This is a genomic window from Pseudomonas farsensis, assembly GCF_014268805.2.
In the GTDB taxonomy this organism is placed as follows: domain Bacteria; phylum Pseudomonadota; class Gammaproteobacteria; order Pseudomonadales; family Pseudomonadaceae; genus Aquipseudomonas; species Aquipseudomonas farsensis.
In genome coordinates, this window is the sequence record NZ_JABWRF020000003.1 from 685,738 (window position 1) to 706,406 (window position 20,669).

Consider the following 20,669-nt stretch of genomic DNA (forward strand, 5'->3'; position numbering starts at 1 on the left):
CGACCGATGAACCTGAACGAACCCCGCGAACTCGCATCCCTGATCGAGGCCTTTCTGCTGGCCTCGGGCAAGCCGCAATCCTTGGAGCGACTGTACGAGCTGTTGGATGAGGCCGAGCGCCCGGCGCCTGCCGTGTTCAAAAAGGCGCTGGAGGTGTTGGGCAAGTCGTGCAACGGCCGCGCCTTCGAGCTCAAGGAGGTGGCCACCGGCTACCGCCTGCAGATCCGCGAAACCTATGCGCCGTGGGTCGGCCGGCTGTGGGAGGAGCGCCCGCAGCGTTATTCGCGTGCGCTGCTCGAAACCTTGGCGCTGATTGCCTATCGCCAGCCGATCACCCGCGGTGAGATCGAAGACGTGCGCGGCGTTGCGGTGAACAGCAACATCACCAAGACGCTGCTTGAGCGTGAGTGGATTCGCATCGTCGGCTACCGCGAAGTGCCGGGCCGCCCGGCCATGTTCGCCACCACCCGGGCATTTCTCGATCACTTCAACCTCAAGAGCCTGGATGAGCTGCCGGCGCTGGCCGAGTTGCGCGAGCTTGAGCCTCTCGCCGAGCCTGACGACCCGGATGAGGCACCGGTGCCTGCGCACCTGCAGGCCCTGGCCGATGCCAGCCTGGGTGAGCAGGAAGGCGATGAGCCGCCTAAGGACGAAACCAGCTTCCGTTCGTTGCTGGTGGAACTCGATGCCATGGAAGAAGGGCTGAAGACCGACTTCGATGATTTGCGTGAAGAGCAGCGGGCGCCTGAGGTTGATCACAAGCTTTAGAGGTGGGGTGCCTGGACTGGCCTCATCGCAGGCTATCGCCAGCTCCCACAGTAATCGAGCCAGACACCGATGTACGCGGTTACTGTGGGAGCTGGCGATAGCCTGCGATGAGGCCGCAACAGGCTGCACCCAAGTACTGGCACACACCATTGAGCAGAAAATCACGGCCAATCGGTGAAAACCTTCTACCCTCCAGTGCGTTCGCGCCCTGAACAACGTATGATGCGCGCCCGCTTTCACTACTACACCGGGAGGTGCCCAGATGAGTGACAAAGACCTGCAGGACCAACAACCTACCCCTCCATCCGGCGAAAAGCTGCAAAAGGTGCTCGCACGCATCGGCGTCGGCTCGCGTCGTGATGTCGAGGCATGGATCAGCCAAGGCCGTATCAAGGTCAATGGCGTCGCCGCGACCCTCGGCGTGCGCGTCGACCTGCACGACGCCATCACCGTTGATGGCAAGCTGATCAAGCGTGTCGAGGCCGCCGAGGCGACCCGCCGCGTCATCATGTACAACAAGCCCGATGGCGAAATCTGCACCCGTGACGACCCGGAAGGCCGCCCGACCGTGTTCGACCGCCTGCCGCGCCCGAAAGAAGGCCGCTGGATCAACATCGGCCGCCTCGACATCAACACCACCGGGCTGCTGCTGTTCACCACCGACGGTGAGCTGGCCAACCGCCTGATGCACCCCTCCTACGAGATGGACCGCGAATACGCGGTGCGTGTGCGTGGTGAAGTCGACGACGAGATGCTCGACCGCCTCAAGGCTGGCGTTGTGCTCGAAGACGGCCCGGCCAAGTTCACCGACATCCAGAAAGCACCTGGTGGCGAAGGTTTCAACCACTGGTACCACTGCGTGGTGATGGAAGGCCGCAACCGTGAAGTGCGCCGCCTGTGGGAATCCCAGGGCGTGGTGGTCAGCCGCCTGAAGCGGGTGCGTTTCGGCCCGGTGTTCCTCAACTCCGACCTGCCGATGGGCCGCTGGCGCGAAATGAGCCAGGGCGAAATCGACATCCTTGCCGCTGAAGTTGGCCTGCAGCCGGTGGCGCTGCCGACCTTGAACCTCAAGGCCAAGGACAAGCTCGAGCGCCTGCAGCGCAAGTCGTCCCGCCCACTGGGCCGTGGCGAGCGCGTGCGCACCCTGCGCCCGACCCAGGGCGATGCGCCTGCCGAGCGCGCCCCGCGTGCACCGCGTGAAGACGCAGCAGCGCGCAAGGGCAACCGTGGCAGCGCTGTGGCCGAGCGCCCAAGCGACATGCGCAAGCGCCCGGCGCGCCCGGACGGCGACAAGCCGGCTGGCCGTGGTCGCGGCAAGCCGCGTGGCTGATCAGCGCCGGTTGTGACCTAAGTTCTGGGGCCGCTTTTAGCGGCCCCAAGCTTTTGATCAGAAAGATTTTTTACGCTGCGTGGCAAGTTTTTGCACCGGCGCGTAAAGAAATTTGTACGAGCTGCTCCGGCTTTTCGGCCAAAACACGAATTTTCCTACAGTTGTAAAGAAAGCTTGCCGCGCACCCCCTCGCAATACCTGCCTCCTTGCCCCGCACCCCCTTGCCCAAACCCCTCTACCACGGTGTTATAGCCCCATTGCCGTGTGCAACGCCGGGCCGCAGAGCCCTGCGAACAAAACAACAAATGGAGGCGCCATGTACGCCGATCACTTCGCCTTTTCAGGCCATACCCATTGGAACGCTGCGTTTTTTCCGCCGGAACCGACGCAACGCGTTGACGCCTGCGCGTTTGCAGGGGTATACAATGCGCCGCGTTTTACCTGTGACCCCCTTGCGTACCGCGCACTCTTGCTGACACCCGGTTGACCTGCCTGGGCCTTTCGCCCACTGCGTCCTGCCTGTCCAAGAACCAAGGTAACCACCTTGCCCATTCCGCTGCGCCACGAGCGCGGTGGGTCCGATTCCGTCACAGATAAAAACAAGCAGGTGACTACGTTCATGAGTGAACACAACGCACAGTCAGGCGAACTCAAGCGTGGCTTGAAGAACCGCCATATCCAGCTGATCGCCTTAGGTGGCGCAATCGGCACCGGATTGTTCCTGGGCTCGGCCGGCGTGATGAAATCCGCAGGCCCGTCGATGATCCTGGGCTATGCCATCTGCGGCTTCATCGCCTTCATGATCATGCGCCAGCTTGGCGAGATGATCGTCGAGGAGCCGGTCGCCGGCTCCTTCGCCCACTTTGCGCACAAGTACTGGGGCGGCTTTGCAGGCTTCCTGTCGGGCTGGAACTGCTGGGTGCTGTACATCCTGGTGGGTATGTCCGAGCTGTCGGCGGTGGGCAAGTACGTGCATTACTGGTGGCCAGAGATACCGACCTGGGTGACGGCTGCAGGGTTCTTCGTGCTGATCAACGCCATCAACCTGATGAACGTGAAGTTCTTTGGTGAGGCCGAGTTCTGGTTCGCCATTATCAAGGTTGCCGCCATTGTCGGCATGATCGCCCTGGGGGCGTGGCTACTGACCAGCGGCAGCGGCGGCCCGGACGCCTCGATTACCAACCTGTGGAGCCACGGCGGGTTCTTCCCGCATGGGGTCAGCGGGCTGGTGATGGCGTTGGCGTTCATCATGTTCTCCTTCGGCGGCCTGGAAATGCTCGGCTTCACCGCGGCCGAGGCCGACAAGCCGAAAACCGTGATCCCCAAGGCGATCAACCAGGTCATCTACCGCATCCTGATCTTCTATGTCGGCGCCTTGGTGGTGCTGCTGTCGCTGACCCCATGGGACAGCCTGGTGGCCAGCATCGACGCGTCCGGTGGCAGCTACGGCAGCAGCCCGTTCGTGCAGGTGTTCTCGATGCTGGGCAGTGACACGGCGGCCAACCTGCTGAACTTCGTGGTACTGACCGCAGCGCTGTCGGTGTACAACAGCGGCACCTACTGCAATGCGCGCATGCTGCTGGGCATGGCCGAACAAGGCGATGCCCCGGCGGCCCTGGCCAAGGTCGACAAGCGCGGCGTGCCGGTGCGTTCGATTCTGGTTTCGGCAGCGGTGACCCTGATTGCCGTGCTGCTCAACTACCTGATGCCGCAGAATGCGCTGGAGCTGCTGATGTCGCTGGTGGTTGCGACGCTGGTGATCAACTGGGCGATGATCAGTTTCTCGCACCTGAAATTCCGCCAGCACCTTGACCGTACCGGCCAGAAGCCGCTGTTCAAGGCGCTGTGGTACCCCTACGGCAACTATGTCGTGCTGGCATTCGTGGTGCTGATTCTGGGCATCATGCTGCAGATCCCGGGTATTCAGGTGTCGGTGTATGCGATGCCGGTGTGGCTGGGTGTGATGTTTGTCGCCTACCTGCTCAAGGGCAAGCGCGGTGTCCAGGCAGTTGGCAGCGTGGCCAAGTAAACGCCTGAGCAGATAGACCCAAGCCCGATGCCGGATAACTGGCATCGGGCTTTTTGTTGCCTGTTCGGGCCTCATCGCAGGCTGTCGCCAGCTCCCACAAAGACCGCGCACAGCTACCCTATCGAGGCCTGACCCGGATTCCTGTGGGAGCTGGCGACAGCCTGCGATGGGGCCAGCACAGGCTTCAGATCTGCTCCAGCAACCAGCTGCGAAACGCCCGCAATGATGGCAGTGCTTCGTTGCGCGGCGGGTAGATCAGGTAGTAGCTGCGCTGGCTGGCAAAGGGCTCGCCGGCGCTGTGCAGCTCGCCGTTGGCCAGTTCCTCCTGCACCAGAACCCGCGGCACCAGGCCGATGCCGATGCCGGCGCGGACCGCCTGGATCAAGTGCGAGGTCAGCTCGAAGCTTGGCCCCAGGCGCATCGAACGATGCGCCAAGCCGTGATGGGAAAACCACTCGCCCCATGCATGGGGGTTGTTGGCGACATTCAGCAGCACCTGCCCGCTGACTTGCAAAGGCCCCCACGGGCCCTCGGCCGCGCCCTGCGGTGGCAGAATCACCACCAGTTCCTCGGCGTGCAAACGATGGCAGATCAGCCCCGGCAGGTCGTGGCTGGCAACGCCAATGGCCGCGTCGATCTCGCAGGCTTCGAAGTTGATCGCTTCGATGCGGGAATGAATGTGTACCAGCATGCCGGGGTGAGCACGGTAAAAGTCATGCAAGCGCGGCAGCAGCCATTTCGAGCCGAAGGTCGGCAACGTGGCCAGGCGCAGGGTGCCAACCCCGGACTGGTAGGCCAATGCCTGTAATGTCGCGCTGCGGATGCGCCCCAGCGCTTCGCTGAGTTCGCGCTGGTACAGGCGGCCGACGTCGGTCAATTGCACTTGGCGGCCCTCGCGGCGGAACAAGGTCAGCCCCAATTGCTGCTCCAGCGCCTGCACCTGCCGGCTGACCGCGCTTTGGGTCAGCGACAGCTCCGCGGCGGCGCGGGTGTAGCTTTCGTGCCGCGCCGCTGCCTCGAAGGCCAGCAGCAACGACATCGACGGCGTCAGGTGGCGGTAATTCATTCATAAAGCTCATTGATAGCGGCAGGAATATCCGTTTGCCCCTGGCGCAAAACTACAGGAACATTGGCACATTCGTCATCTGTACAGCCTGCAATCATGCCGGCTGTGCATTCAACACCGTGAATTCGCCCTATACCAAGAGGCCATCCCCCGATGATCGCCCAGCTCGCCACCCGTGCACCTGCCGCCAACTACCCAGAATTCCTCCAAGCCCTGCAAGCCAGTGGCTTCCGTGGCCAGATCAGTGCCGACTACGCCACCCGCACGGTGCTGGCCACTGATAACTCGATCTACCAGCGCCTGCCGCAGGCAGCGGTGTTCCCGCTGGATGTCGATGACGTCACGCGCGTAGCCACACTGATGGCCGAGCCGCGTTTTCGCGACATTCGCCTGACCCCACGCGGCGGTGGCACCGGCACCAACGGCCAGTCGCTTACCGACGGCATCGTTGTCGACCTGTCGCGGCACATGAACCAGATTCTCGAAATCAACGTCGAGGAGCGCTGGGTACGGGTGCAGGCCGGTACCGTCAAAGACCAGCTCAACGCTGCGCTCAAGCCCCACGGGCTGTTTTTTGCCCCTGAGCTGTCCACCTCCAACCGCGCCACTGTCGGCGGCATGATCAACACCGATGCCAGCGGCCAAGGCAGCTGCACCTACGGCAAGACCCGCGACCACGTGCTCGAACTGCACAGCGTGCTGCTGGGGGGCGAGCATTTGCACAGCCTGCCGCTGGCGGACGCCGAGCTTGAGCAGGCCTGCGCCGCGCCCGGCCGGGTGGGTGAGGTGTACCGCATGGCGCGGGATATCCAGCAAACCCAGGGCGAGCTGATCGAAAGCACCTTCCCCAAGCTCAACCGCTGCCTGACCGGCTACGACCTGGCGCACCTGCGCGACGAGCAGGGCCGCTTCAACCTCAATAGCGTGTTGTGCGGTGCCGAGGGTTCGCTGGGCTACGTGGTCGAGGCCAAGCTCAATGTGCTGCCGATCCCCAAGTATGCGGTGCTGGTCAACGTGCGCTACACAAGCTTCATGGATGCCCTGCGCGATGCCAATGCGTTGATGGCGCACAAGCCGCTGTCGATCGAAACCGTCGATTCCAAGGTGCTGATGCTGGCGATGAAAGATATCGTCTGGCACAGCGTTGCCGAGTATTTCCCCGCCGACCCCGAGCGCCCGACCCTGGGTATCAACCTGGTGGAGTTCTGCGGTGACGAGCCGGCCGAGGTCAATGCCCGCGTGCAGGCGTTCGTCGATCACCTGCAGGCCGACACCAGTGTCGAGCGCCTGGGGCATACCCTGGCCGAAGGCGCTGAAGCGGTGACCCGGGTCTATGTCATGCGCAAGCGCTCGGTAGGGCTGCTGGGCAACGTCGAGGGCGAAGTGCGCCCGCAGCCGTTCGTCGAAGACACCGCCGTGCCGCCAGAGCGCCTGGCTGATTACATTGCCGATTTTCGTGCGCTGCTCGATGGCTATGGCCTGGCGTATGGCATGTTCGGCCATGTCGATGCTGGCGTGCTGCACGTACGCCCGGCGCTGGATATGAAAGACCCGGCGCAGGCCGCGCTGGTGAAGCCCATTTCCGACGCCGTGGCGGCGCTGACCAAAAGCTATGGTGGCTTGCTGTGGGGCGAGCACGGCAAAGGCCTGCGCTCTGAATATGTGCCGGAATACTTCGGCGAGCTGTATCCGGCGTTGCAGCGCCTCAAAGGCGCGTTCGACCCATACAACCAGCTCAACCCCGGTAAAATCTGCACTCCACCAGGCAGCGCCGAGGGCCTGACCAAGGTCGATGGCGTGACCCTGCGCGGCGACCTGGACCGTACCATCAGCGAGCGGGTGTGGCAGGACTTCCCCAGCGCAGTGCATTGCAACGGCAACGGTGCCTGCTACAACTACGACCCCAACGATGCCATGTGCCCGTCGTGGAAGGCCACCCGTGAGCGCCAGCACTCGCCCAAGGGCCGTGCATCGCTGATGCGCGAATGGCTGCGCCTGCAAGGTGAAGCCAACGTCGATGTGCTGGCTGCCGCGCGCAGCAAGGTGTCCTGGCTCAAGGGGCTGCCGGCGCGGCTGCGCAACAACCGCGAGCGCAGCCAGGGCCAGGCGGACTTTTCCCACGAGGTGTATGACGCCATGGCCGGCTGCCTGGCGTGCAAATCCTGCGCGGGGCAGTGCCCGATCAAAGTCAATGTGCCGGACTTCCGCTCGCGTTTTCTGGAGCTGTACCACGGCCGCTACCAGCGCCCGCTGCGTGACTACCTGATCGGCTCTTTGGAATTCACCATCCCGTACCTGGCCCATGCGCCGGGGCTGTACAACGCGGTGATGGGCTCGAAGTGGGTAAGCAAACTGCTGGCCGAGCAGGTCGGCATGGTCGACAGCCCGCTGATCAGCCGTTTCAATTTCCAGGCAACCTTGAGCCGCTGCCGTGTGCAAGTGGCCAGTGTGCCGGCCCTGCGTGAGCTCACCCCGGCCCAGCGCGAGCGCAGCATCGTGCTGGTGCAGGACGCGTTTACCCGTTACTTCGAGACGCCGCTGCTGGCGGCGTTCATCGAGCTTGCGCACCGCCTGGGGCATAAAGTGTTTCTGGCGCCCTACAGTGCCAATGGCAAGCCGCTGCATGTGCAGGGTTTTCTCGGTGCTTTCGCCAAAGCTGCCATCCGCAACGCCAGCCAGCTCAAGGCCCTGGCCGACTGCGGCGTGCCCTTGGTGGGCCTGGACCCGGCAATGACGCTGGTGTATCGCCAGGAATACCAGAAGGTCGAAGGCGTCGATTGCCCGCAAGTGCAATTGCCGCAGGAATGGCTGATGAGCGTGCTGCCTGAACAGGCAGCGGCGGCCAGCGGCACGTTCCGCCTGATGGCGCACTGCACGGAGAAAACCAACGTGCCGGCCAGTACCCGGCAGTGGGAGCAGGTGTTCGCACGCCTTGGGCTGAAGCTTGTGACCGAGGCAACCGGTTGCTGCGGAATGTCCGGCACCTACGGGCATGAGGCGCGTAACCAGCAGAGTTCGAAGACTATCTTCGAGCAGTCCTGGGCGACCAAGCTGGACAAGCAGGGCGAAGCGCTGGCGACCGGTTATTCGTGCCGCAGCCAGGTCAAGCGCATGACCGACAAGCAATTGCGCCACCCGCTGGAAGTGGTGCTGCAGTACGCCCAGCGCTGACCGGGCGGCCCTTCGCGGGGCAAGCCCGCTCCCACGACCGCGCTGGGCATCACCATCCAGCGTGGCTTGCGCCTTCAGCGCGTGGGAGCGGGCTTGCCCCGCGAGGCTTTCTGTCGGTACAGGTACACACTCAACATCAGCCCGCAAGCCGCCGCCCCGGCGGCGAACAGGAACATCGAAGCAAAGCCGAACCCTGCCGCCACCGCGCCTACCAGTGGCCCGGTGATCCCCAGCGACAGGTCGATAAACAGCGAATACGCCCCCACCGCCGCGCCGCGGTTGGCTGCTGACACCTGATTCACCGCCTCAACCCCAAGCGCCGGGAACACCAGCGAGAACCCGAAGCCGCTCAGCGCAGCGCCGGCCAGGGCCGTGTGCGCATCGGGCGCCAGCCACAACATCAGCAGCCCGACGGTTTCGACCGAGAGGCAGACAATCGCCACGCGGAAACCGCCCAGACGGTTGATCATGTTGCCGAACAACAGCCGCGCGCAGATGAAGCTTGCGCCGAACAGGCTCAGCGTCAGCGCTGCATCGGGCCAGCTGCGGCTGGCGTAATACAAGGTAATGAAGGTCGCGATGGTGCCAAAGCCGATGGCGCCCAACGCCAGCCCCGAGCCGTGGGCGAACACCTTGCCCAGCACCTGCATGAACGGCAGGCGGACCCCACTCACCACCGGTGCAGCACGCTTGGGCCAGGCGATCAGCAGGCCGATCACGCCGAGCAGGATGATGCTCACGCCCATGCTCCACAGGCCTAGCTTGCCGACCATCCACACGCCCAGCGGCGCGCCGACGGCCAGTGCGCCGTAGCTGGCGATGCCATTCCACGAAATCACCTTGGCGGTATTATCGGCGCCCACGCGGCCGATGGCCCAGCTGATCGAGCCCGAACCCACCAGGCTTTCAGCGCTGCCCAGCACCAGCCTGCCGACCAGCAGGCACATCAGGCTCAGCCATGGCCATGGTGTCAGAACGTAGCAGGCGAGCATGAATACGCCGCTCAGGCCGCAACCGGCCAGGCCCCACATGACGGCCTTCTTGCTGCCGAGGTTATCGATGATACGGCTGGCGGTGGGGCGGCTGAGCAAGGTGGCCAGGTACTGCACGCTGATCACCAGCCCTGCGATCACGGCGCTGAAGCCTAGCTGGTTGTGCACATAGCCGGGCAGCACCGCGAGTGGAATGCCGATGTTGAGGTAGCCGATGAAGGTGAAAAGCACGATGGACACCACCTGCGCGGTGATCGCCAGTGATGAGGGAGACTGTTGCGGCATGGGTGGTTCCGAAAGCGTTGGCGCGTGTTGGCAGGGCCGGGAGGCATGTGGCGGTGTGAAAACGCGTTGGCGTGGAGTGGCTCGCAGGCCAGCCGTTTTCACACTGCCGGGGGCGCGTGGTTATTCCTGATCGGCGCTGGATTGATCGTCGCTGGCCTGGTCGACGGCTGGCGTCGGTTCGCAGTGGGCGGCAACGGGTTGCTCTTCGGGGTTCAGGCTTGGGAAGGGCAGATTCGGGATTTCATGCATCTCGTCGTCCTCGCAAGTGTGAGTGAAAAGGCAGCGCTTGGCGCATCGAAGGGTGGGTGAAACGGGGGCAGGATACCGCAGTCTGGATGACAGTTTGAGGTTTTTGCGTTGCGCTTGTCGGCTGGGTGGGGTTGTCAGAGGGCGTTGCAGGCTTAAGTACCGGTCAACTTCACGCGGTCTCTTGTGTAGAAAATCACCCAGTCCTTCCGGGCTGCGCTGCCGCGAAGAGAGCTGGGCAGCGTGGGAGATTCTATGGTTTTGTACAAACCTGTTCCCGGCAGACATACCTCCTTGCGGCGAGCTCCTTTGTGGCGAGCGGGCTTGCCCCGCGATGGATGGCACCGGCTCCGCAGGCAGTCGTGGTGCCTGCGATGCCGCTGACGCGTTGTTACTTGCGACCTTCTGCGGTCTTGGCCACTTCATCGGTGCGAGCGCACATGATGAAGTCGTTGCGGTGCAGGCCTTTGATCGAGTGGCTCCACCAGGTCACGGTGACTTTGCCCCATTCAGTCAGCAGCCCAGGGTGATGCCCTTCGGCTTCGGCGATTTCGCCCACTGCATTGGTAAAGGCCAGCGCATGCTTGAAGTTCTTGAACAGGAACACCCGCTCAAGCTCCATGTGCCCGTCGCGGGTTTCAATGTTCCAGTCCGGGATGTCGCGGATCAGCGTTGCAAGTTCGTCATCACTGACCTTCGGTGCGTCGGCTTGGCAGGCTTCGCAGTGTTCTTTAGTCAAGGCATTCATGGCTGTTTTCCGATTTTGAGTTGTAATCGACAGGGCGGCTCAGGCCGCAACTTTCGGTGGAAACTTGGGGGCGTGCAGCCCCAGCTGCATAGCCTGTTGGACCATCCCCATGATGTCCTCATGGGCCAGGTCGAACAGCCGTTTCATGCTGGGCAGAACAAAATAGACCGGTTGCAGGATGTCGATGCGATAAGGCGTGCGCATGGCCTCGATCGGGTCGAATGCCTGGTGCTCAGGTTCGCTGGAAAGGCTGTAGACGGTCTCTTTTGGCGAGGAAAGAATGCCGCCGCCATAGATCTTGCGGCCTTGGGCGGTTTCCATCAGGCCGAACTCGATGGTCATCCAGTACAGCCGCGCCAGGTACACCCGCTGCTCTTTGCTGGCCGCAAGGCCCAGCTTGCCGTACGTGTGGGTGAATTCGGCAAACCAAGGGTTGGTCAGCAGCGGGCAATGGCCGAAGATCTCATGGAAGATATCCGGCTCTTGCAGGTAGTCCAGCTCCTGCGGGGTGCGGATGAACGTCGCCACCGGGAAGCGTTTGCTGGCCAGCAGTTCGAAGAAGGTCTGGAACGGGATCAGCGCCGGCACGCGCGCAACTTGCCAGCCGGTGGTAGCGCCGAGCACCTTGTTCACTTCGCCCAGTTGCGGGATGCGCTCATGGGGCAGCTTGAGCTGCTCGATGCCGTCGAGGTATTCCTGGCACGCCCGACCCTCGATCACTTTCAGTTGGCGAGTGATCAGCGTGTTCCAGACCTGATGCTCGGTGTCTGGGTAGTCGATAAAACCTTGCGCATCGGGCTCGCGGGCCACGTAGTGCGTCTGTTTCATGTGGCTCTCCTGGTGAGGGCTTTTCTTGTTATGTGCAGACTTGCAACAGGAATAGCTCGACAGGGGAGGGTTGGAAAGAGCTCTCAGGCGGTGAGAAAACTCGAATAGGCTTCTTTTTGTAACGATAATTTTACAATTTCGGGCAAGTGTCGGAAGATTCGGGGCATCACGTGGGCCGTACGGCCATTTTTGTCAGCTTATCTTTACAACTTTTATGCGCGGCGGTTAAAAACCCCTGCGCTTCGAGAGCTTTCATGCGTATCAAAGTGCACTGCCAGAACCGCATTGGCATCCTTCGCGACATCCTCAACCTGTTGGTGGAGTACGGCATCAACGTGCTGCGCGGCGAGGTGGGCGGCGACCATGGCAATGCTATCTACCTGCACTGCCCGAACCTGATCAACCTGCAGTTCCAGGCGTTACGGCCCAAATTCGAGTCGATTGCCGGGGTGTTCGGGGTCAAGCGAGTCGGCTTGATGCCCAGCGAGCGGCGCCACATGGAGCTCAATGCGCTGCTGGGGGCACTGGACTTCCCGGTATTGTCCGTGGACATGGCGGGCAGCATCGTGGCTGGCAATCGTGGCGCGGCGCAGTTGCTCGGGGTACGGGTGGATGAGGTGCCGGGTTTGCCGCTGGCCCGTTACGTCGAGGACTTCGACTTGCCGGAGCTGGTGCGCGCCAACCAGTCGCGCATCAATGGCCTGCGGGTCAAGGTAAAGGGCGATGTGTTTCTGGCTGATATCGCCCCGTTGCAGTCCGAGCACGATGACAGCGAGGCCCTGGCGGGCGCGGTGCTGACGCTGCACCGCGCCGACCGCATCGGCGAGCGCATCTACAACGTGCGCAAGCAAGAGCTGCGCGGCTTCGACAGCATTTTCCAGAGTTCGCGGGTAATGGCCGCTGTGGTGCGCGAGGCGCGGCGCATGGCGCCTTTGGATGCGCCGCTGCTGATCGAAGGCGAAACCGGCACCGGCAAGGAACTGCTGGCGCGCGCCTGCCACTTGGCCAGCCCGCGCGGCCAGGCACCGCTGATGGCGCTTAACTGCGCCGGGCTGCCGGAGTCCATGGCCGAGACCGAGCTGTTCGGGTATGGCCCAGGGGCGTTCGAAGGGGCGCGGGCCGAGGGCAAGCTGGGTTTGCTCGAGCTTACCGCTGGCGGCACATTGTTCCTGGATGGGGTAGGGGAGATGAGTCCGCGGCTGCAGGCGAAGCTGCTGCGCTTTTTGCAGGACGGGTGCTTTCGCCGGGTAGGCAGCGACGAAGAGGTTTACCTGGATGTGCGAGTCATCTGCGCGACCCAGGTCGATTTGTCCGAATTGTGCGCACGCGGTGAGTTTCGCCAGGACCTGTACCACCGGCTCAACGTACTGTCGCTGCATATCCCGCCGCTGCGCGAGTGCATGGATGGCCTGCAAGGGTTGGTCGAGCATTTCCTCGATCAGGCCAGCCGGCAAATCGGCTGCCCGCTGCCGCGCCTGGCGCCAGCGGCGTTCGACAAACTTTCGCACTATCAATGGCCGGGGAATGTTCGGCAATTGGAGAACGTATTGTTTCAGGCGGTCTCATTGTGTGAGGGCGGCATTGTTAAAAGCGAACATATTCGTTTACCTGAATATGGTGCGCGTCAGCCGTTGGGTGAGTTCTCGCTGGAGGGGGATCTTTCGGATATTGTCGGGCGCTTCGAAAAAGCGGTACTTGAACGTTTGCTGGGCGAGTTTCCAAGTAGCCGTGCGCTGGGTAAAAGACTGGGGGTTTCACATACGACCATTGCCAACAAGTTGCGTGATCACGCGCTGAGCAAGTCGTCAGATTGAACAGCCTTGAAGTTATCCTGTGGCGGGCGCTGGTCATTTAACGGCGAAGGGCCCCAAAGGGGCCCCATGCAAGGCTTAGCCGTTGGAGCAGCCATTGCCCATTACGCGGTATTCGAGGACGTGCCGCTGGCCCTTGGAATCTTCATAGGTCATACGGGCGGGTACAACTTCACAGACATTGGGTACTTCGCTCATTGAGATAACACGGGCGATGTCCAGGTGCTGAGAGTACGTGTAGTGTTCAACCGGAATGTGCTCGGCATCTTTTGCTTCGCCCGCCATTGCCGCGCCGCAAAAACTACCCAGTACCAATACCAGTAAAGCTTTCATTTTAAAGTTACCTGCCTAAGGTCGTGAGGGGGCTCGCAGCGCTTGTGGCGCCGCGAATACAACATGTTTTATCGATCAGGATATACGCAGATTAACGGGTGCCTTCGTGGGGGCTGTTACCTGAAGTTAATCGCGTTGCCGTTGCTGGCGAGGTGAATTCTAGGGCGCTGCCTGCCGCCGAAACAGAGCGGGTTTTGATAAAGACTGTTGGCAGAATCCGTAACAATCGCCTGGCGCATTCGGCCCGGTATTCGAGGTGCTGGCTGCGTGCCACGTTCTAGAGCGGTCGTGGCCGCTGCAGGGGCGGCCGGTTCGTCGTGTTAAGACCAACGTCGAATGGTGTATACCGCTCTGGTACAGTTACAAACGGTCCCATACAAAAACAACTATTACACCGAGGTAACACAGATGAGTGCGGCTCCACTGTATCCCGTTCGTCCCGAAGTTGCGGCCACTACCCTGACCGACGAGGCCACCTACAAGGCCATGTACCAGCAATCGGTGATCAACCCGGACGGCTTCTGGCGCGAGCAGGCCCAGCGTCTGGACTGGATCAAGCCGTTCACCAAGGTCAAGCAGACCTCGTTCGACGACCACCATGTCGACATCAAGTGGTTCGCCGACGGCACTCTGAACGTTTCCTCCAACTGCCTTGACCGCCACCTCGAAGAGCGCGGCGACCAGTTGGCAATCATCTGGGAAGGCGACGACCCTTCCGAGCACCGCAACATCACCTACCGCGAACTGCACGAGCAAGTGTGCAAGTTCGCCAACGCCCTGCGTGGTCAGGACGTGCACCGTGGCGACGTCGTCACCATCTACATGCCGATGATCCCGGAAGCCGTGGTGGCCATGCTGGCCTGTGCCCGTATCGGCGCCATCCACTCGGTCGTGTTCGGCGGCTTCTCGCCTGAGGCGCTGGCCGGTCGCATCATCGACTGCAAGTCCAAGGTCGTCATCACTGCCGACGAAGGCGTGCGTGGCGGGCGCCGTACGCCGCTCAAGGGTAACGTCGACCTGGCGCTGACCAACCCTGAAACCAGCAGCGTGCAGAAGATCATCGTGTGCAAGCGCACCGGTGGCGAGATCGCCTGGCACCAGCACCGTGACATCTGGTACGAAGACCTCATGAAGGTCGCCTCCAGCCACTGTGCCCCCAAAGAGATGGGTGCCGAAGAAGCGCTGTTCATCCTTTATACCTCCGGCTCCACCGGCAAGCCCAAGGGCGTGCTGCACACCACTGGCGGTTACCTGCTGTACGCCGCCCTGACCCACGAGCGCGTGTTCGACTACCGCCCAGGCGAGGTCTATTGGTGCACCGCAGACGTTGGTTGGGTGACTGGCCACAGCTACATCGTCTACGGGCCGCTGGCCAATGGCGCCACCACCGTGCTGTTCGAAGGTGTGCCGAACTACCCGGATATCACCCGCGTGTCGAAGATCATCGACAAGCACAAGGTCAACATCCTCTACACCGCGCCAACTGCCATCCGCGCGATGATGGCCGAGGGCGAGGCGGCGGTTGCCGGTGCCGATGGCTCCAGCCTGCGCCTGCTGGGCTCGGTGGGTGAGCCGATCAACCCGGAAGCCTGGAACTGGTACTACAAGACGGTCGGCAAAGAGCGCTGCCCGATCGTCGATACCTGGTGGCAGACCGAAACCGGCGGCGTACTGATCAGCCCGCTGCCGGGCGCCACCGCGCTCAAGCCGGGCTCGGCTACCCGTCCGTTCTTCGGCGTGGTGCCGGCGCTGGTGGACAACCTGGGCAACCTGATCGACGGCGCCGCCGAGGGCAACCTGGTGATCCTCGATTCCTGGCCAGGCCAGTCGCGTTCGCTGTACGGCGACCACGACCGCTTCGTCGACACCTACTTCAAGACCTTCCGCGGCATGTACTTCACCGGTGACGGTGCCCGTCGCGACGAAGATGGCTACTACTGGATCACTGGCCGGGTGGACGACGTACTCAACGTTTCCGGCCACCGCATGGGTACCGCCGAAATCGAAAGCGCCATGGTTGCCCATCCGAAGGTTGCCGAAGCTGCGGTGGTGGGTGTGCCGCATGACCTCAAAGGGCAGGGCATCTATGTCTACGTCACCCTCAATGCCGGGGTGGAATCGAGCGAGCAGCTGCGCCTGGAGCTTAAAAACTGGGTGCGCAAGGAAATCGGCCCGATCGCCTCGCCGGATGTTATCCAGTGGGCGCCCGGGTTGCCCAAGACCCGTTCGGGCAAGATCATGCGCCGTATCCTGCGCAAGATCGCCACGGCCGAGTACGATTCGCTGGGCGACATCTCCACCTTGGCCGACCCAGGCGTGGTGCAGCACCTGATCGACACCCACAAGGCGATGAACCTGGCCACGGCGTAAGCCGAGTCAAGCCTTGAAACAAACCCCGTCGGGCAACCGGCGGGGTTTTTGCTTTACTGGGACACTGTTACCCCGACATACATCGGTAACCGCCGCTAGCGGGTTTTTCGCAACAGAGTGGGGCGTGAGGGAACAGCCACGCCCTGCCAAGGTGCATTTTGCTGCCTGATTTACCTTAGGTGCCACGCTACACTTGCCGGAATACAAGGCTTTGCCAATAATGGGCGCGCTTATTGCTTTGGATAAAGGTTATTTTCTTTTTGCGCTTGCATAATTTGCAAGAGCTGTCAACATCGCCCGCCGCAGTTTCAGGCGCTTCTATAACTAGTTGTCGCTTTGAAGAAATATCGACTTCCGGGCTGTCGCTAGAATGCCACTCACTCGCTCGTGGTCTGCGACCTTGGTCGAAACCTGCGCGGCTCGCGTTGTACCCATTTGCATATCGGGCAGCTGTTGCAACTGCCTTGGATTGCCCCGTACCGATGGAGTCACCTGATGAAGAAGCTCGCACTGTTCGGCGCCCTGGCGCTTTCCGTGTTTTCCCTGGTAGCGCAAGCCGATGAAAAGCCGCTGAAGATCGGCATCGAAGCTGCCTACCCTCCCTTCGCCTTCAAGCAGCCTGACGGCAGCATCGCCGGCTTCGATTACGATATCGGCAACGCCCTGTGCGAAGAGATGAAAGCCAAGTGCACCTGGGTCGAGCAAGAGTTCGACGGCCTGATCCCGGCACTGAAAGTGCGCAAGATCGACGCCATCCTGTCGTCCATGTCGATCACCGAAGACCGCAAGAAGTCGGTCGACTTCACCAAGCGCTACTACCTCACCCCGGCGCGTCTGGTCATGAAGCAGGGCGTTACCGTCAGCGACAGCCTGGATGAACTCAAGGGCAAGAAAATCGGCGTACAGCGTGGCTCGATCCACGACCGTTTCGCCAAGGAAGTGCTGGCTCCGAAGGGCGCCACTGTCGTGCCTTACGGTACCCAGAACGAAATCTACCTCGACGTCGCCGCTGGCCGTCTGGACGGTACCGTTGCCGACGCCACCTTGCTCGAAGACGGTTTCCTAAAAACCGACGCCGGCAAGGGCTTTGCCTTCGTTGGCCCAGCGTTCACCGACGTGAAGTACTTCGGTGACGGCATCGGCATCGCCGTACGCAAGGGCGACACCGCCAACGCCGAGCGCATCAACGCCGCAATCGATGCCATCCGTGCCAACGGCAAGTACAAAGAAATCGAGAAGAAGTACTTCAGCTTCGACATCTACGGCCCTGACGCCAAGTAAATCGTCGAGTTTCACCTGTGCAATGGTGCAAACAGCAGAGGCTCTGAGGTTTGCACCATTTTTCATTCCCAAGCCCTGAGGAATCCCGAACATGTTGAAAGGCTATGGGGCAGTCATCCTCGATGGGGCGTGGCTGACGCTACAGCTCGCCCTGTCGTCGATGGCCCTGGCCGTCGTCCTTGGCCTGATCGGCGTGGCGCTGCGCCTGTCGCCGGTGCGCTGGTTGGCCTGGCTGGGTGATCTGTATTCCACGGTGATCCGTGGCATCCCTGACCTGGTGTTGATCCTGCTGATCTTCTATGGCGGCCAGGACCTCCTCAACCGCGTGGCGCCGCTGCTCGGCCATGACGACTACATCGACCTGAACCCTCTGGCGGCCGGCATCGGCACCTTGGGCTTCATCTTCGGTGCGTACCTCTCGGAAACCTTCCGTGGTGCCTTCATGGGTATCCCCAAGGGCCAGGCTGAAGCCGGCGCGGCCTATGGCATGAGCGGTGTGCAAGTGTTCTTCCGCATCATGGTGCCGCAGATGATCCGCCTGGCGATCCCGGGTTTCACCAACAACTGGCTGGTCCTGACCAAGGCCACCGCGCTGATTTCGGTGGTGGGCCTGCAGGACATGATGTTCAAGGCCAAGCAGGCGGCCGATGCCACCCGCGAACCCTTCACCTTCTTCCTGGCGGTCGCGGCCATGTACCTGGTGCTGACCAGTGTCTCGCTGCTGGCGCTCAAGGCCCTTGAAAGGCGCTACTCGGTGGGCGTCAAGGTGGCAGAGCTATGATCTTCGACTACAACGTCATCTGGGAGGCCATGCCGCTGTACATCGGCGGCCTGCTGACCACGCTCAAGCTGCTGGCGCTGTCGCTGTTCTTCGGCCTGCTGGCGGCTATTCCGCTGGGGCTGATGCGGGTTTCCAAGCAGCCGCTGGTGAACATGACCGCCTGGCTGTACACCTATGTGATCCGCGGCACGCCAATGCTGGTGCAGCTGTTCCTGATCTATTACGGGTTGGCCCAGTTCGAGGCGGTGCGCGAGAGCTTCATGTGGCCGCTGCTGTCCAGCGCAACCTTCTGTGCGTGCCTGGCATTTGCCGTCAACACCAGCGCCTACACCGCCGAGATCATCGCCGGCAGCCTGCGCGCCACGCCGCACGGTGAAATCGAGGCGGCCAAGGCCATCGGCATGTCGCGCATGAAGATGTACCGCCGCATCCTGTTGCCTTCGGCGCTGCGCCGCGCGCTGCCGCAGTACAGCAACGAAGTGATCATGATGCTGCAGACCACCAGCCTTGCCTCGATCGTCACCCTGATCGACATCACCGGCGCTGCGCGCACGGTCAATGCCCAATATTACCTGCCTTTCGAGGCCTACATCACGGCGGGCGTGTTCTATCTGTGCCTGACCTTCATCCTCGTGCGCCTGTTCAAGATGGCCGAACGCCGCTGGCTCGGCTATCTGGCGCCGCGCAAGCACTGACCGCTCTGTGAGAACCGACAGCATGTACAAACTGCAAATCCAAGACCTGCACAAGCGCTACGGCAGCCATGAGGTGCTCAAGGGCGTCTCCCTCGAAGCCAAGGCAGGCGACGTGATCAGCATCATCGGCTCCAGCGGCTCGGGCAAATCGACCTTCCTGCGTTGCATCAACCTGCTGGAGCAGCCGCATGCCGGCCGTATCCTGCTCAACAATGAAGAGCTCAAGCTGGTGGCCGGCAAGGATGGTGCGCTCAAGGCGGGCGACCCGAAGCAGCTGCAACGCATGCGCTCGCGCCTGTCGATGGTGTTCCAGCACTTCAACCTGTGGTCGCACATGACTGCGCTGGAAAACATCATCGAAGCGCCGGTGCACGTGCTCGGCGTGAGCAAGAAGGAAGCACTGGAAAAAGCCGAGCACTACCTGGCCAAGGTGGGTGTAGCGCATCGCAAGGACGCCTTCCCGGGCCATATGTCCGGTGGCGAGCAGCAGCGTGTGGCGATTGCCCGGGCACTGGCCATGGAGCCTGAGGTGATGCTGTTCGACGAGCCCACCTCGGCGCTGGACCCGGAACTGGTCGGCGATGTGCTCAAGGTAATGCAGGCCTTGGCCCAGGAAGGCCGCACCATGGTGGTGGTGACCCACGAAATGGGCTTTGCTCGAGAGGTGTCCAACCAGCTGGTGTTCCTGCACAAAGGCGTGGTCGAAGAGCGTGGCTGCCCGCGCGAAGTGCTGGTCAACCCGCAGTCGGACCGGCTGCGTCAGTTCCTCTCCGGTAGCCTGAAGTAAAGGCTGCACTTTTGCACCAGTTTGGGGCATGCTGCGCAACGCGCGCAGTTTGCTCCGGCGCCACCCTTTCTCAGGTTTCGGATCACGCCCTATGACCACCCAGCGAATCGGCTTTCTCATCTGGCCCGGCACCCGGCCGCTGACCCTGGCGCTGGCCGAAGAAGTGTTGCTGGTGGCGCAGCGGGTGCATCCGGATGTGGCCTACGAGCTGACCTTCTTGCAGGCCGAGCCTGCCGAGGAGGGCGCCTGGCGCTTGCCGGGCGAGGCCTGGAATGGCCGCCTGGACGGCTGTCACAAGCTGTTTCTGCTGGCTGACGAGCCGCCCGGGCCGATGAATTCTGCGCTGTCTGCGGCGCTCAAGCAGCTTGCTCGTGGTGGCTGCATGATCGGTGGGATGTCGGCGGGGGTGTATCCATTGGCCGCGCTGGGCTTGCTCGATGGTTATCGGGCGGCAGTGCACTGGCGCTGGCAGGACGACTTTGCCGAGCGCTATCCCAAGGTGATTGCCACCAGCCACCTGTTCGACTGGGACCGTGACCGGCTGACCGCCTGCGGCGGCATGACCGTCACCGACCTGCTGCTGGCGGTGCTGGCCCGTGATCATGGCGCCGAGCTGGCTGGCGCGGTGTCCGAGGAGCTGGTGGTCGAGCGCATTCGCGAAGGCGGCGAGCGTCAGCGTATTCCGCTGCAGAACCGCCTGGGTTCCAGCCACCCCAAGCTCACCCAGGCTGTGCTGTTGATGGAAGCCAACATTGAAGAGCCGCTGACCACCGATGAGATTGCCCAGCATGTGTGCGTGTCGCGCAGGCAGCTGGAGCGGATCTTCAAGCAGTACCTGAACCGCGTGCCGAGCCAGTATTACCTGGAGCTGCGCCTGAACAAGGCGCGCCAGATGCTGATGCAGACCAGCAAGTCGATCATCCAGATCGGGCTGTCGTGTGGGTTCTCTTCAGGGCCGCACTTCTCCAGTGCCTATCGCAATTTCTTTGGCGCCACCCCGCGCGAAGACCGCAACCAGCGCCGCAGCAGCAGCCCGTTCGAGCTGAGTTCGGCGCCGGCCGAAAAGGGCTGATTATTTTGCTGCCTGGGCTGGCCTCTTCGCGGGGCAAGCCCGCTCCTACGCTCATGCAAATTGCCAGGCTCTTGTG

17 protein-coding genes are annotated in these 20,669 nt (G+C 62.2%); 11 read left to right on the top strand and 6 right to left on the bottom strand.

The window, feature by feature from the left end; translation table 11 throughout:
• Window positions 1-6: 6 nt before the first annotated feature.
• The 3 genes from scpB to HU719_RS19360 all read left to right on the top strand — a co-directional run bounded on the left by scpB (window position 7) and on the right by HU719_RS19360 (window position 4,127).
• Complete coding sequence (gene scpB / locus HU719_RS19350; protein WP_186537241.1) at window positions 7-768, top strand: SMC-Scp complex subunit ScpB; 762 nt, start codon at window positions 7-9, stop codon at window positions 766-768.
• Between the two features lie 262 nt (window positions 769-1,030).
• Window positions 1,031-2,098, top strand: coding sequence for a 23S rRNA pseudouridine(2605) synthase RluB (gene rluB / locus HU719_RS19355; protein ID WP_186522511.1), 1,068 nt, complete (start codon window positions 1,031-1,033; stop codon window positions 2,096-2,098).
• A gap of 619 nt (window positions 2,099-2,717) precedes the next feature.
• Window positions 2,718-4,127, top strand: coding sequence for an amino acid permease (locus HU719_RS19360; protein ID WP_186522512.1), 1,410 nt, complete (start codon window positions 2,718-2,720; stop codon window positions 4,125-4,127).
• A 184-nt stretch (window positions 4,128-4,311) separates the two neighbouring features.
• Here HU719_RS19360 and HU719_RS19365 read toward each other — a convergent pair whose 3' ends face one another.
• A complete protein-coding gene (locus HU719_RS19365; RefSeq protein ID WP_186537242.1) occupies window positions 4,312-5,193 on the bottom strand; it encodes a LysR substrate-binding domain-containing protein in 882 nt (293 codons plus the stop codon).
• A gap of 153 nt (window positions 5,194-5,346) precedes the next feature.
• Between HU719_RS19365 and ydiJ the strand changes: the two genes are divergently transcribed.
• A complete protein-coding gene (ydiJ, locus tag HU719_RS19370; RefSeq protein ID WP_186537243.1) occupies window positions 5,347-8,364 on the top strand; it encodes a D-2-hydroxyglutarate dehydrogenase YdiJ in 3,018 nt (1,005 codons plus the stop codon).
• Between the two features lie 74 nt (window positions 8,365-8,438).
• Here the strand turns inward: ydiJ and HU719_RS19375 are convergent, their stop codons facing one another.
• The 4 genes from HU719_RS19375 to phhA all read right to left on the bottom strand — a co-directional run bounded on the left by HU719_RS19375 (window position 8,439) and on the right by phhA (window position 11,463).
• The gene (locus HU719_RS19375; protein ID WP_186522515.1) at window positions 8,439-9,641 is read right to left on the bottom strand and encodes an MFS transporter; all 1,203 of its coding nucleotides are present in this window, start codon (window positions 9,639-9,641) and stop codon (window positions 8,439-8,441) included.
• Window positions 9,642-9,761: 120 nt separating this feature from the next.
• A complete protein-coding gene (locus HU719_RS23695) occupies window positions 9,762-9,890 on the bottom strand; it encodes a hypothetical protein (protein ID WP_264081755.1) in 129 nt (42 codons plus the stop codon).
• A 388-nt stretch (window positions 9,891-10,278) separates the two neighbouring features.
• The gene (locus tag HU719_RS19380) at window positions 10,279-10,635 is read right to left on the bottom strand and encodes a 4a-hydroxytetrahydrobiopterin dehydratase (protein ID WP_186523181.1); all 357 of its coding nucleotides are present in this window, start codon (window positions 10,633-10,635) and stop codon (window positions 10,279-10,281) included.
• 39 nt (window positions 10,636-10,674) lie between these two features.
• Window positions 10,675-11,463 (bottom strand): phenylalanine 4-monooxygenase, encoded by a 789-nt coding sequence (gene phhA, locus HU719_RS19385; protein WP_186537057.1) that lies wholly within the window; start codon window positions 11,461-11,463, stop codon window positions 10,675-10,677.
• Window positions 11,464-11,717: 254 nt separating this feature from the next.
• Here phhA and HU719_RS19390 point away from each other — a divergent pair, with 254 nt between their 5' ends.
• Window positions 11,718-13,277: a sigma-54-dependent transcriptional regulator gene (locus tag HU719_RS19390; protein WP_186537058.1), complete on the top strand. Its 1,560-nt coding sequence runs from the start codon at window positions 11,718-11,720 to the stop codon at window positions 13,275-13,277.
• Window positions 13,278-13,352: 75 nt separating this feature from the next.
• On the opposite strand, the gene HU719_RS19395 is transcribed toward HU719_RS19390, so the two are convergent.
• Window positions 13,353-13,607 carry a DUF2790 domain-containing protein gene (locus HU719_RS19395; RefSeq protein ID WP_186537059.1) on the bottom strand — a complete coding sequence of 85 codons (255 nt, stop codon included), beginning with the start codon at window positions 13,605-13,607 and terminating at the stop codon, window positions 13,353-13,355.
• A gap of 408 nt (window positions 13,608-14,015) precedes the next feature.
• On the opposite strand from HU719_RS19395, the gene acs reads away from it, so the two are divergent.
• The 6 genes from acs (at window position 14,016) to argR (ending at window position 20,593) form a co-directional block, all read left to right on the top strand.
• A complete protein-coding gene (acs, locus tag HU719_RS19400; protein WP_186523176.1) occupies window positions 14,016-15,977 on the top strand; it encodes an acetate--CoA ligase in 1,962 nt (653 codons plus the stop codon).
• 495 nt (window positions 15,978-16,472) lie between these two features.
• The gene (locus HU719_RS19405) at window positions 16,473-17,258 is read left to right on the top strand and encodes an ABC transporter substrate-binding protein (protein ID WP_186537060.1); all 786 of its coding nucleotides are present in this window, start codon (window positions 16,473-16,475) and stop codon (window positions 17,256-17,258) included.
• Window positions 17,259-17,349: 91 nt separating this feature from the next.
• Complete coding sequence (locus HU719_RS19410; protein ID WP_186523174.1) at window positions 17,350-18,039, top strand: ABC transporter permease; 690 nt, start codon at window positions 17,350-17,352, stop codon at window positions 18,037-18,039.
• Window positions 18,036-18,734, top strand: a complete 699-nt coding sequence (locus HU719_RS19415; protein ID WP_186523173.1) for an ABC transporter permease — start codon at window positions 18,036-18,038, stop codon at window positions 18,732-18,734. The genes HU719_RS19410 and HU719_RS19415 overlap by 4 nt, the downstream gene beginning before the upstream one ends.
• Window positions 18,735-18,756: 22 nt before the next feature.
• Window positions 18,757-19,521 (top strand): ABC transporter ATP-binding protein, encoded by a 765-nt coding sequence (locus HU719_RS19420; protein ID WP_186537061.1) that lies wholly within the window; start codon window positions 18,757-18,759, stop codon window positions 19,519-19,521.
• Window positions 19,522-19,612: 91 nt separating this feature from the next.
• Window positions 19,613-20,593 (top strand): transcriptional regulator ArgR, encoded by a 981-nt coding sequence (gene argR / locus HU719_RS19425; protein WP_186523161.1) that lies wholly within the window; start codon window positions 19,613-19,615, stop codon window positions 20,591-20,593.
• The last annotated feature ends 76 nt before the right edge of the window (window positions 20,594-20,669 follow it).